At 38.4% G+C, this 13,477-nt stretch carries 10 protein-coding genes; 2 read left to right on the top strand and 8 right to left on the bottom strand.

What is annotated here, in order from left to right:
* The first annotated feature begins 20 nt into the window (after positions 1 to 20).
* Positions 21 to 1,874, top strand: a complete 1,854-nt coding sequence (gene asnB, locus QA584_RS12245; protein WP_331487914.1) for an asparagine synthase (glutamine-hydrolyzing) — start codon at positions 21 to 23, stop codon at positions 1,872 to 1,874.
* Between the two features lie 200 nt (positions 1,875 to 2,074).
* On the opposite strand, the gene QA584_RS12240 is transcribed toward asnB, so the two are convergent.
* From QA584_RS12240 to QA584_RS12225, 4 genes are all read right to left on the bottom strand, one after another.
* Positions 2,075 to 2,746 carry an ABC-2 transporter permease gene (locus QA584_RS12240; protein WP_278274790.1) on the bottom strand — a complete coding sequence of 224 codons (672 nt, stop codon included), beginning with the start codon at positions 2,744 to 2,746 and terminating at the stop codon, positions 2,075 to 2,077.
* On the bottom strand, positions 2,743 to 3,618 hold the full coding sequence (locus QA584_RS12235) for an ABC transporter ATP-binding protein (protein WP_278274789.1): 876 nt from the start codon (positions 3,616 to 3,618) through the stop codon (positions 2,743 to 2,745). The genes QA584_RS12240 and QA584_RS12235 overlap by 4 nt, the downstream gene beginning before the upstream one ends.
* A 3-nt stretch (positions 3,619 to 3,621) precedes the next feature.
* A complete protein-coding gene (locus tag QA584_RS12230) occupies positions 3,622 to 4,050 on the bottom strand; it encodes a GntR family transcriptional regulator (protein WP_331487913.1) in 429 nt (142 codons plus the stop codon).
* A 598-nt stretch (positions 4,051 to 4,648) separates the two neighbouring features.
* On the bottom strand, positions 4,649 to 6,343 hold the full coding sequence (locus QA584_RS12225; protein ID WP_278274788.1) for a methyl-accepting chemotaxis protein: 1,695 nt from the start codon (positions 6,341 to 6,343) through the stop codon (positions 4,649 to 4,651).
* Between the two features lie 242 nt (positions 6,344 to 6,585).
* Between QA584_RS12225 and QA584_RS12220 the strand changes: the two genes are divergently transcribed.
* Complete coding sequence (locus QA584_RS12220; protein WP_278274787.1) at positions 6,586 to 6,921, top strand: cupin domain-containing protein; 336 nt, start codon at positions 6,586 to 6,588, stop codon at positions 6,919 to 6,921.
* Between the two features lie 202 nt (positions 6,922 to 7,123).
* On the opposite strand, the gene QA584_RS12215 is transcribed toward QA584_RS12220, so the two are convergent.
* The 4 genes from QA584_RS12215 to nifJ all read right to left on the bottom strand — a co-directional run bounded on the left by QA584_RS12215 (position 7,124) and on the right by nifJ (position 13,476).
* Positions 7,124 to 8,071: a MetQ/NlpA family ABC transporter substrate-binding protein gene (locus QA584_RS12215; RefSeq protein WP_278274786.1), complete on the bottom strand. Its 948-nt coding sequence runs from the start codon at positions 8,069 to 8,071 to the stop codon at positions 7,124 to 7,126.
* Positions 8,072 to 8,770: a methionine ABC transporter permease gene (locus QA584_RS12210; protein ID WP_278274785.1), complete on the bottom strand. Its 699-nt coding sequence runs from the start codon at positions 8,768 to 8,770 to the stop codon at positions 8,072 to 8,074. It lies immediately after the preceding gene.
* Positions 8,767 to 9,582 (bottom strand): methionine ABC transporter ATP-binding protein, encoded by an 816-nt coding sequence (locus QA584_RS12205; protein WP_278274784.1) that lies wholly within the window; start codon positions 9,580 to 9,582, stop codon positions 8,767 to 8,769. The genes QA584_RS12210 and QA584_RS12205 overlap by 4 nt, the downstream gene beginning before the upstream one ends.
* Positions 9,583 to 9,945: 363 nt before the next feature.
* On the bottom strand, positions 9,946 to 13,476 hold the full coding sequence (gene nifJ, locus QA584_RS12200; protein WP_278274783.1) for a pyruvate:ferredoxin (flavodoxin) oxidoreductase: 3,531 nt from the start codon (positions 13,474 to 13,476) through the stop codon (positions 9,946 to 9,948).
* Position 13,477: the final 1 nt, after the last annotated feature.

Genomic DNA, 13,477 nt, shown 5'->3' with positions numbered 1-13,477 from the left:
GATTAAGGATGGTGCTGATTTTGTGTGGAATAGCAGGCTTTTGTAACTTTCAGGAAGACTACACGTTAAGATCACCGGAATGGACTGATATTCTTAATAGGATGAAAGAGAAAATTAAGCATAGGGGGCCGGATGATAATGGGATATATCTTACAAAACATGCAGGTCTTGCCCATGCAAGGCTTTCAATCATAGATTTAGCGAACGGCAGACAGCCTATGACAAGAAAGATTGGTAATAAGACTTTTACCATAATTTATAATGGCGAACTTTATAATACGGCAGAATTAAGAACCGATTTGGAACAACGGGGTTTAAAATTTTTGACTACCAGCGATACAGAGGTAATTTTACTTGGAATCATGGAGTACGGCAATGATTATGTGAAACAATTAAACGGTATCTTTGCCTTTGCCATCTGGGATGAATATGCCCAAACCTTAAGCATATTCAGAGATCGGCTGGGAATAAAGCCATTATTTTATACCCTTGCAAATAACACTCTTGTCTTTGGTTCCGAATTAAAGGTTTTATTTGAATATCCGGATTGCAGACCGATTATTGACAAGCAGGGGTTGTGTGAAGTCTTTGGACTTGGACCGGCTAAAACCTATGGCAGCGGGGTATTTAAAAACTGCTTTGAAGTATTGCCAGGATGCTATAACGTATTTCATGAAGGTGATTTTAAATCCATAAAATACTGGGAACTGGTAAGCCGTCCACATACGGATTCATACGAAGAAACCATTGAAAAAACGTCTTTTCTTGTTAGAGATTCTATAAAACGTCAGATGGTATCCGACATTCCTATCTGTACCTTTCTCTCCGGCGGCGTTGACAGCAGTATTGTAACTGCCGTCTGCGCAGGTGAATTAGCCAAACTCGGCGAACAGCTTAATACCTTTTCTTTTGACTTTGACGGAAATGACCAGTTTTTTAAGGCCAACTCGTTCCAGCCCTCCAGGGATCGACCTTATGTTGATATGATGGTTAAGTATTTAAAGACCAACCACAAATATCTGGAATGTGATAATCTTAAATTGGCAGACTATTTGTATACATCGGTAGATGCAAAAGACCTGCCGGGAATGGCAGATGTAGATTCCTCTTTATTATATTTTTGTTCGGAAGTTAAGAAATATAATAATGTTACCTTAACCGGGGAATGCGCTGATGAAATCTTTGGCGGATATCCATGGTTTCATAATAAGGAATCTTTTGAACGAAACACTTTCCCCTGGTCTATAAACGTTGAGCCTAGAAAGCAGCTCCTAAAGGATAGTTTATTACAAGAAATTAACTTAGAGGAGTATATCTTAACCGCCTACGATAAATCGGTTCATGAAACTCCAAGGCTTGAAGGTGAAAGTGAATTAGAAGCCAGAAGGCGTGAAATTGCTTTCCTGAATATAAAATGGTTTATGATAACCCTCTTAGACCGTATGGACCGTACCAGCATGTATTCCGGTCTGGAGGCTAGAGTACCTTTGGCAGACCATCGTATTCTGGAATATGTATGGAACGTTCCCTGGGATATCAAATGCAGGGATGGCGTGGTTAAGCATCTACTGCGGGAATCCGCAAAAGGTTTATTACCAGAGGAGGTTCTCTACCGTAAAAAGAGCCCTTATCCCAAAACTTATAATCCTAATTATGAAAAACTGCTCTCCGACAGACTTATGGCAGTTTTAAAAGATTCATCTTCTCCGATTAATGCTCTTGTTGATATTGAAAAAGTAAGTAATTTTATCAGTACGCCTTCCGACTATGGCAAACCGTGGTTTGGCCAGCTCATGGCTGGTCCCCAAATGTTAGCTTATTTGCTGCAGGTAAATTATTGGCTGGATAAGTTTAAGATTGAAGTACAATTATAATGATTGGTAATTATTCCCATTAAAAGATCTAATACTTATTAAAAACAGTTGAGATTTGTATCATATTTTAAATTTATAATGCTGAATTCGTATAAGAATTAAAGTACAGAATGAATAATATATATGAAACAGCTCTCAACTGTTTAATTATTATATATCTTGGTTCGGGTAGGCTCCATATGAATCTGTAGATACCCATTTTATTTAAGTTCTTTCTTACGACAGATTGCAGCAGATACGTGACAGCATGTAAAAAATACAAGGGACACAGGCAATAATTCCAGTAAAACTGCAAGTATAAGGTGACGGCTACCATACACCAATACGCTCTGGATATGGTTTCCTGCTTCCGAAATATATTTATTTCCAAAACTCATGATTAACCAGATAATCATTCCTGGTATCATTTGTATGAATGTAAAAAACTGCTGGCTTTTTATTACACCTACTTTATAAAACATCGTATACTGAAGGCAACTTATAATAAACATTGCCGAGGTAAAAATGGTATAATATAAAATATGAATTCCGGTAACGGAACCGCCCTTTACGATGCAAATAAGCACCAGCAAAACAGACATTATCCCAAAGGAAGTAATTCCGGTAAACAGCAATAAAAATCTTCCCATCACCATACTATCTGTTTTCGCCGGCAGCGTATAATAAAATATGCTATAGCTTTTTGCGTTGTCCATGCTAAATGGTGTAGTTGCCAAAACAGAAAACCCAAATAACATATACCCTAAAATAAAAGTAGCTTCGGAATTAAGGAATACTATCATTATCAATCCTGTTAAAGGATACAGGAACATTGTTTTAATCTGTGCTTTCATTACTTTTAAATCGAGTTTTAAAAATTTTGCGGCATTCATGATGCATTCCTCCTTAATCCTTGAATATGATATATTACAATCTGTTCCACTGAGGGCTTTTCAATTACATAATTCCTTTTTAGATGATCCATATAATCCGCTGATAACAGTCCTTCAAATCCAACTTTTGTCTTTTTGAGCCCAATGATTTTATCTTCCAGGTTTTTACTTAGTTCATCCAGCCCGCCTTTTATTAAAACATATTGTTCCACCAGTTCATCTTTTGGTGCATCTATTATTTTTATTCCTTTATCCAAAAAATATATATAATCCGCTATCTGTTCCAAATCACTCATGATATGAGTAGAAAACAACACACTTCTTTCCCCGTCTGCAATATAGTCTTGCAATAATTCCAGGATTTCACTCCGCACTACCGGATCAAGACCACTGGTGGCTTCATCCAGAAGCAGCAGTTTTGTATCTCTGGCAAGAACCGCGGCAAACATGGTCCGGACTCTCATCCCTTTTGAAAACTCCTTTACTTTTTTTAAATAGGGAAGTTCCCATTGTTTTATAAGGGTTTGGAATTGTGATTTTCGAAATGAGGGGTAAAAAGCAACCATTACTTCCTCAATATCTTTTATGGTAAAATCATCAGGATAAAAACAGTCTTCTGAAATATAACCGACAGAATCCTTAAAAGCAATTTCATTTTCCTGTAACTCTCTTCCATCTACTTTAATGATACCCGCTTCTATCTTAAGCATTCCCATGACCAGCTTTATCGTTGTCGTCTTTCCGGCACCGTTTTGTCCTACATATCCTAATATATAACCTTTAGGAAGCTTAAGATTAATGTCTTGTAAAATAAAATCCCCCAGCCGCTTACTAAGTCCGGCTATCTCTAATGAATATTCTGAATTTACCATACTTTATACCTCCAGCAAAGTCTTTAAAATAACTACTAATTCTTCTTTATCAATTCCTGCATACCTAGCATTTTCCATTGCAAGTAAAAATGCCTCTTCTATACGTTTTAAGTACTGTTCCCGTACCATTGCATTATCTCTTGGAAGAATAATACTGCCTTTACCGGGAGTTGTTGCAATAAAACCCTCTTGTTCTAATTCACTGTAAGCTCTGGTTGTTGTAATGACACTGATTCCTATGTCTTTCGCTAACTGTCTGATCGATGGCAGAGTCTCATTCTCTTTCAGTGTGCCGTTGAGTATCTGTTCCTTAATTTGATCTTTTATCTGCATATAAATCGGCAATTCTGTATGATTGGATACGACCACTTTCAATTTATCACGCTCCTTAACTTTTTTATATTGAACAAACATGATTGCTTTAATTTTCATTACTGCTTCATGTGTCATTACTGTTATTACTGTATATATTATATTATATACAGTAGGTCTTTTTTGTCAAGATAAATGAATAAAAAAACTAGTTGTCTGAACATAATTATTTACTTTGCATTAATCTATACTTGATTTGAGTGTCAAATCCCCATGCCTTGGCGACACCACCATGAATGAAAACCGAATTTTAGCACCCTTTGTTTACTAGTTGTTAAATATTGGTTGTAGTCAATGCCATACAGTTGTAAAATTAGGAACTTTTTTAAGGTACGACCTCGCGTGTCAAATTGATATAGCTTCCAAGGTCTGCACCACGAATTGTCCAGCTCTTTTGAGCAAAAGGACGTATAATAAAATAAATTTATAGTAGGAAGCCCGCTGGAATCATAAATTGAATTTACCTGATTGCAGTAGATAAATTCAGCCTGGTTTTCAGATATCCATTCCGTAAGGATAAAAAAACGGATTGCAGGTCTGAAGCCAGGCTTATATTTTAATCATTATTTACTTTACTCACTCAAATCTCGCATTAATAAGTACAAATACTTGATAAATGATTGCTTATTTATTCCGGTCAGAATTAGCTAATGGAGCATTATAACTGAAAAAACTGTATTAATTCATTCAGTTTTTCCGCACTGATTTTATTCCCATTGGCCTGTTCTAATACATCACTGGTTTTAGCGGCTATATTGGTAGACTTTTCTGCGATATCAGATGATCCGCTGGCTCCTTCATTGGTTGCTACAGTAACTTCTTCAATAGCTTGTCTGATGAACTGAATCGATTGATAAAGGGTAATGGCAGAAGCTTTAATCTCTGCTACCATTCCTTCCACCGTAACTGCATCCTCATTATACTGTTCTCCTGTCTTAACAAAAGCTCTGTAGTCCTGAATGACTTTATTATCTACAAAATCCAATATACTTTTTGAATCCGAAACCAGATCTTCTACTGCACCGGATACCTCCTGTGTGATTGCTTCTATCTTTGATACAGCTGCCTGGGAATTCTCAGCCAGAAGTCTTATTTCATTGGCAACAACGGCAAACCCTTTCCCTGCTTCTCCAGCCCGGGCAGACTCAATGGATGCATTTAAAGCCAGAAGATTGGTCTGGGCTGTTATGTTAAGTATTGTTTTTGACAAGACCTTAATTTCTTCAATAGCATTTGTCTTATCAATAGACTGCCTTAATTGCTTATTGGCTTTTTGATATATCTCTGCGGCTGCTGATTGGGATTCCAAAGTCATAACCATTAATCGTTCCGCTCTTGTTTTTATATCAGATGCTAATACTAAACCATTATTAGATTTCTCGGATACACTTGCGATTTCTTTATCAATTTCTGCGGCTGCCGCACTCATCTCTTGGGAAGAGGCTGCTGTTTCTTCCATACCGGCTGATAATTCTTCGGTAGTGGCTGAGATTTCCTCAACATTGTTATATACTTCATTGGCATTGTCAGCTAATAAATTTGCAGCTCCTTCTATTTTTCCGCTCTCTTCTTTAATGGAATTCATAATCTTACTGATTTGATTCTGCATATTTATAAAGGATCTGGTAATATCACCCACTTCATCCTTTCGTTTCGCTATTTTGGGATTAAATTCGAATTTAAGATCTCCCTTCTCCAATTTCTCAATACTGTCTTTCAGATGCTTAAATCCACCGGCTATTATGGTTCCTAACAGGTATGCGAAAATAGAACCGGCCAGCAGGACCAACATCAGGAACCCGGTAATAGATAACAAGGATTCCGTTATCTTTGCATCTACATCCTTGGTATATATACCCACAAACCACATACCAATTACCTTGCTGTCTTTATCCTTAATTGGAATATAATAAGTACTGGCTTGGTTCCCCTCAACAACTGCTGACCCCAAATACTCCTGTTCTTTCTTAAGTACGGTATCGATGACCTGATCAGAAGCCCTGGTTCCAATCTGGCGCTTGCCAGAAGGGTCTTTTACCGTGGTGGAAATTCTTGTGTCTCCGGCAAATATAGTAGCAAGGATATCTGTCTTTTGTGTAATTTCATCTACCACTTCAAAATTATCGTTTATGCTGGTATCACCTTTATATAGCTTATTCCCTTCTAAACGCCAGTCTCCGGGATAATGTGCATCCAAAATGGATAAGCCTAATTCAGAATAATTCTTAAGTTCTGTTTTTGTTTCTTCTTTAATCAGTGTTGATATGTTTCTTTGGAATATTATAGTCGTAATAGCGATAAAACCTGCTAATGCAATTACTGCTGCCAATACTATTTTCCATTTTATTTTCATTTGTATTCCATCCTTTTGTTATGTATTTTACTGCTGATATTCTGAATTTTAGCTGATAATTTTAAAAATTTCAACTAAAATAAATGATAATGGCTAAAATGCCATAAATTACTATCTAATTTCCAATTTGTTGCAACTGCAACATACATTTTAGAATTTAGGTTTATACTAATTAGTAATCACTTACTACTAAATTAAGGGATTTGTATTATACAAGTTTTTTGGCACGGAAAGGAGATTTTATGGATAAAAAAATACTTAAGAATATTGATTTTGCTGCCGTATTAAATTTAAAGGAGCAGGTAAATTACCAGACAGGACAGATTGTAAGTAAAACCCTGATTCAAAACCAGAATGTAAGCCTTACCTTGTTCGCTTTTGATAAAGGAGAAGAAATCAGCAGTCATACTTCCAACGGAGATGCAATGATTACTGTAACAGACGGTACCAGTGAAATAACCATCGGCGATCAGGTATATTCCTTATCGGAGGGACAGACAATCGTAATGCCGGCCCAAATCCCTCATGCGGTTTATGCAAGGGAAGCTTTTAAGATGACATTGACCGTAGTTTTTTAATGAGTTGGTTCGCCAGACTCTAGCCCTGGCGTGCTGTCACATCAGTGACATCTTCTTATGAAGCGTCATGCTCATCCTGCACAGAGTGCTTTTTAAGTTACAGAATGGTTCAGAGAACTTTCCTCGTAACAGATAAAAAAGATTCAAGGAAAATACACCTTGAATCTTTTTTTAGTATCTTTTACTGCTCCAGCTAAGAGCATTAGAATACGGGAATTACCGCACCTTTCCAGGTATCGTTAATGAACTGTTTGGTTTCCTCAGAAGTAACGGCTTTTATTAATGCTTTGGTTTTATCCGATTCTTCATTGCCATCTTTTACTACTATCACATTAGCGAAAGTCTGGGCTGCATCAGAAGCTGTATCTTCTACAAGTAACGCATTTTCACTGGCTGATAAGCCGTTTGATAATGCATAGTTACCATTAATTACTGCAAGATCTACATCCTGTAATACTTTAACTGTCTGGGCAGCTTCGATTTCTACGATATCCAGCTTTTTCGGATTATCAACAATGTCCTTAACGGTAGCTTCGAGGCCAGCATTTTCTTTTAATTTTATAAGTCCTGCTTTTTCAAGTAACAATAAAGCTCTTGCTTCATTGGAGGTATCATTGGGAACTGCTATCTGCGCTTTGTCTGGTAAAGCATCAAGAGAAGTGGTTTTACCAGGGTAAATTCCAAGTGGTTCGAAATGAACTTTAGCTACTGCTTTTAAGTTAGTTCCATTTTTTTGGTTATAATCATCCAGGTAAGGCACATGCTGGAAGAAGTTGGCATCCAGGCTTCCGTCCTGTGTAGCAACATTAGGCTGGATATAATCAGAAAATTCTACTACCTTAATGGAATAACCTTGGGCAGCTAAGGAATTTTTCACTGCATCGGAATTTAATATAGTTGCATGAGGCTCTATGGTTGCACCAACAACGATTTCTGTTAATTCTCCGCTTGTAGTCTGCTCTGAGGCAGTATTTGCTGCAGAATCTGTAGTTGTATCTGCTGTAGCTTCTGTAGTTGATCCTGCTTCACTGGTTGTCTGATCCTGTGATGTTGCAGTATCCGTATCTTTTTTTGTCCCACACCCCGTAAATAATGCTCCAATCAGCACTAACGCCAGTAATAAACTGGTAATCTGTTTCACTTTTTTCATTTAATTCTCTCCTTTTCCTCTTTTATCAATTCTTTTTGAAACTATATGTCCAATGCTTTGTATGGCCTGCACAAATATAACCAGCAAAACAATTGTAACTATCATAATATCCACCTGGTACCTGTAATAACCAAAACGCATGGCAATATCTCCAAGTCCTCTTCCCCCGACTATACCTGCCATAGCAGTATAACCAACCAGGGTAATCATCGACAAGGAAGCACCCATAACCATAGATGGCAGGGATTCCGGTAACATTACCTTAAAAATAATCTGTAAGGTATTAGCACCCATAGCCCGGGCAGCTTCAATTACACCGCCGTCCACATCATGTAAGGTATTTTCTATAAGCCTTGCGATAAAAGGGGTTGCGGCAATGATTAATGGCACCGTAGCCGCTTCCGGTCCAATGGTAGTTCCGGTAACTAGTCTAGTGACCGGCATTACAAATACCAATAGTATAATAAAAGGTATGGATCTTCCTATATTAATAATCAGCCCTAGTAGTCTGTTAATAAAAGGCATTGGGAAGATACCGTTTTTTCTTGATATTTCAGCCAGAATTCCAATCGGAAGCCCTAATATGTAAGATACCGCCGTAGATACAAAAACCATATACAGGGTATCCATAATACCTTGTGCTATCATGGAACCATTATCTTCTAACAAAACTTTTAAATACTCGATTATCTGATTCATACATTACCCCCGCCAACTAAATTTCTTACGATTTCTGATGTATTATTCGTAAATACTTCATTTGTATCGCCCATTGCAACAACCTCCGCTTTGTCAAGGACTGCAACTTTATTGCATATTTTTTGTACTACATTCATTTCGTGGGTAATGACGATAATGGTGACTTTGGTTTCTTCATTTATCTTCTTTAATAATCTTAAAATCGAGTCGGTAGTCATACTGTCAAGTGCCGAAGTTGCTTCATCACAAAGAAGTATGGAAGGTCTGGTTGCTAATGCCCTTGCAATTGCCACACGCTGCCTTTGTCCTCCGCTTAGCTTTGCCGGATAATAAAATTCTTTTTCTTTTAAATCCACTAAAGCAAGTAATTCATCAACACGTTTCGCAATTTCTGCTTTCTTAACTTTTCTTTTCTTAAAGTAACTTAATTGCCTGTACTCTTTCACGCTCATGCCAGGTACGATAAAATCTTTAGTTCTGATAATCTCCAAACCAAAAGCAATGTTCTTTCTTACATTCTTTTGCATCAGCAGATTGAAATTCTGGAATATCATACCAATGTTCTTTCGAATGGCAGATAATTCTCTGCCCGTTTTAGCGGTAATATCCATACCATCAATAATAATCTTTCCTCTGGTTGGTTTCTCTAACAGATTAATACAGCGGATTAACGTACTTTTGCCTGCACCGCTCATTCCTATTATCCCATAAATATCGCCATCTTCGATTTCAAGATTAATGTTTTTTAAAACTGTTAACTTTTTGTTTTTACCGCTTTTAAACTCCTTCGTTAAATCACTTATTTCAATCATACCGTCACCTTTTCATATTGTATTTTTATTTCATACTTATCTGATATGATTTGTATGAATATTTATACTACTTTTTTTACTGTTTGTCAAGAGTCTTTTTTGAAGAATGCTAATTTTATCACTTCACACTGTTAAACCATAAAGGTAAAAACCAACTACTAGTTTGACCATTCGACCTAATAATGCACAACATAAAAATTTATACTATATTTCAGGGTATATTGTCAATAGAATAAGGCTTTTAATTAAGAATTAAAAGATAAAAAGAACGAATAGGAGCACTTTTCTATTCCATTAAAAAGAACCTGATACAGAATTCGTTCTGAAACAGGTTCTTTTCCTATATAATATAAGTTATATTCCTTACAAAGAAGCTAATGTTTTATAGGTTTCATACCGCTCTTTTGCATTTTCCTCAGCTTTATTAAATAATTCTTCCGCCACCTCAGGAAATGTCCTTGCCAGAGAACTATACCGCACCTGACCCATTATAAACTCGCGGAAGTTCTCCGTTGGTTCTTTCGAATCCAGGGTAAAGGGATTTTTGCCCTCCTTCTTTAATTCCGGGTTGTAACGATACAGATGCCAGTATCCGGCTTTCACTGCTTTCTTAATTGTTTCCATACTCCTGCCCATGCCTTCTCTGATACCGTGGCTGATGCAGGGAGCATAGGCAATTATAATAGAAGGTCCTTTATAGTTTTCCGCTTCCCTTACTGCCTTAATGAGCTGGTTATTGTCCGCGTGAATTCCTACCTGGGCGACATAAACATTACCGTAAGTCATCATCATTCTGCCCAGATCCTTTTTACCTGCCTTTTTACCGGAACTTGCGAATTTGGCTACTGCTGCCGTTGGAGTGGATTTAGAAGCCTGACCACCGGTATTGGAGTAAACTTCCGTATCAAATACTAAGACATTAATATCCTCCCCGGAGGCCATTACCTGATCTAATCCTCCGTAACCAATATCATAGGCCCATCCATCACCGCCAACAATCCAGTGAGACCGTTTCATCAGATAATCACTTCTTTGCTTAATCTGGTCGATCAGGCTCATAACTTCACTATCGGCAGATTGATAATTCTTAAGTTCCTCCATGAGTTTTTCACTTGCCGCTTTGCTGATTTCACCGTCTTCTTTATAATTAAGCCAGTCCACTAAAAGTTCCTTTACATGGGGCTCAATGGTTTTCTCCACTAATTTTAACATAGTGTCTTCCAAATTCTTACGCATCTGTTTTGAGGCCAAATACATTCCAAATCCAAATTCCGCATTATCTTCAAATAAAGAATTAGCCCAGGCAGGTCCCTTTCCCTCATGGTTGGTGGTATAAGAAGTACTTGGTGCGGAGGCTCCCCATATGGAGGAACAGCCGGTGGCATTGGCAATCATCATTCGTTCTCCAAAGAGCTGGGTTATCAACTTAATATAGGGAGTTTCTCCACAACCTGCACAGGCACCGGAGAATTCCATCAGCGGTTGTTTGAATTGGCTGTCCTTAAACGATTTGCCTAAGACTAAATCACTCTTATAGTGTACTTCCAAAGAAGCGAACTTCCAATTCTCCACTTGCTCCTCTACCTGGGTACCAAAAGGTTTCATTACCAGGGCCTTTTCCTTGGCAGGACATATATCCGCACAGTTACCGCAGCCCGTACAGTCCATGGGACTTATCTGTATACGAAACTGAAGTCCTTCTAAACCTTTGCCGGTTGCTTTTAGTGTTTCAAAGGATTTTGGTGCCTTTTTAGCTTCGCTGTCATTTAATAGAAAAGGACGGATTACGGCATGGGGACAAATATAGGAACATTGATTGCACTGAATACAGTTTTCTTTAATCCACTCCGGTACATTCACTGCAATACCGCGTTTTTCATATGCGGTGGAACCAGTGGGAAAGGTGCCGTCTTCTCTGCCTTTAAATGCACTGACCGGAAGTTTGTGACCTTTTTGCTGCTGCATCGGTCTCATAATATTCTTTACAAAATCCGGTTCTTTCATATCCTCTTCTTCAACGTCTTTCGCATCCTTCCAGGTCGTCGGAATATCCACTTTATGAATTCTTCTGACTCCTTTATCTATGGCATCGTGATTCATCTGAACCACTTTTTCACCTTTTTTATTATAGGAATAGGTTGCTGCATCTTTTAAGGCTTTTATAAATTCCTCTTCCGGGAGAATATTAATTAGTTTGAAAAAGGCTCCTTGCATTACCATATTGATACGGTTGCCAAGTCCTATCTCTTCCGCAATAGAAACCGCATCAATAGTATAGAACTGAATATTCTGTTCCGCAATCTGACGTTTATATCTGGCAGGCAGGTTTTTATCCAGTTCCTCATCGGACCATACGCAGTTTAGTACAAAGATTCCACCTGGTTTCAAATCATCGATAATATCATATTTATTAACATAGGATTGATTATGGCAGGCCACATAATCCGCATGTTCCACCAGATAGGTGGACTTAATGGCTGTTTTGCCAAACCTTAAGTGAGACATGGTAATACCACCGGATTTTTTCGAGTCATAATCAAAATAAGCCTGTACTTTTTGGTCGGTCTGATTACCGATAATCATAATAGCCTGTTTATTCGCTCCAACCGTACCGTCTGAACCAAGCCCCCAGACTTTACAGGAAATCCTGTCCTGAGGCTCTGTCATTAAACGGGTCACTGAGTCCAGGGACGTGTGGGTGACATCATCATTAATACCTAATGTAAAATGATTCTTGGAACTCTTTTGCTTTAAATTCTCATAAACTGCCGTAATATCAGTAGGCCTGGTATCCTTAGAGCCCAGACCGTAACGACCGCCGATTATTGTGGGTGCATCATGGATATCACTGTAACAGCCGCATACATCCAGATATAGAGGTTCTCCGATTGCTCCCGGTTCTTTTGTCCGATCCATAACTGCAATCTTTTTTACCGTTGCCGGAATACAGCTTAAGAAATGTTTGGCTGAAAATGGCCGATACAGATGTACCTTTATCAAACCGTATTTTTCTCCTTTTGCATTATGAAAATCTATAGTTTCTTCAATGGTTTCTGTAACGGAACCCATTGCAATAATTACATATTCCGCATCCGGTGCACCATAATAATCAAATAGTCCGTATTTTCTTCCGGTTATCGTTCCCATCTTTTCCAGATATTCTTCCACCACTGGAATAATATTATTATAAAAGGTATTACTAGCTTCCCTTCCCTGAAAGTAAATGTCCGGGTTCTGAGCCGTACCCCGAATCACTGGATGATTTGGGGATAAGGACCTTTTTCTAAATTCTTCAATTGCCTTATAATCCACAAGACTTGCATAGTCCTTATATTCCAGAGCCTCCACCTTTTGTATTTCATGGGAGGTTCGAAACCCGTCAAAGAAATGTACAAAGGGAAGTCTCCCCTTTATTGCCGCCAAATGGGCAATGGGAGCTAAATCCATCACCTCTTGAACCGAGCCGCTGGCTAACAAGGCACAGCCGGTCTGCCTGACTGCCATAACATCCTGATGGTCTCCAAATATACTAAGAGCATGAGCTGCCAGCGCTCTGGCACTTACATGCATTACACCTGGCAGCAGTTCACCTGCAGCTTTATACATATTCGGTATCATCAGCAGCAAGCCTTGTGAAGCGGTAAAGGTAGTTGTTAATGCCCCTGCCTGCAAGGAGCCATGAAATGCACCGGCTGCGCCGGCTTCTGACTGCATCTCTACTACGTTAACTTCCTGGTTAAATATATTCTTACGTCCTTTGGCCGCCCAGTCATCCGTAATTTCAGCCATACCCGAGGAAGGGGTAATGGGATAAATAGCTGCCACATCGGTAAATGCATATGCCACATATGCGGCTGCTGAATTGCCATCTAAAGTCATCTGTGTTTTTGACATT

This window comes from Anaerocolumna sp. AGMB13025, from assembly GCF_029689925.1.
GTDB lineage: Bacteria > Bacillota > Clostridia > Lachnospirales > Lachnospiraceae > Anaerocolumna.
The sequence above is the reverse complement of the archived record's forward strand: the minus strand, read 5'-3'. Positions and strand labels throughout refer to the sequence as shown.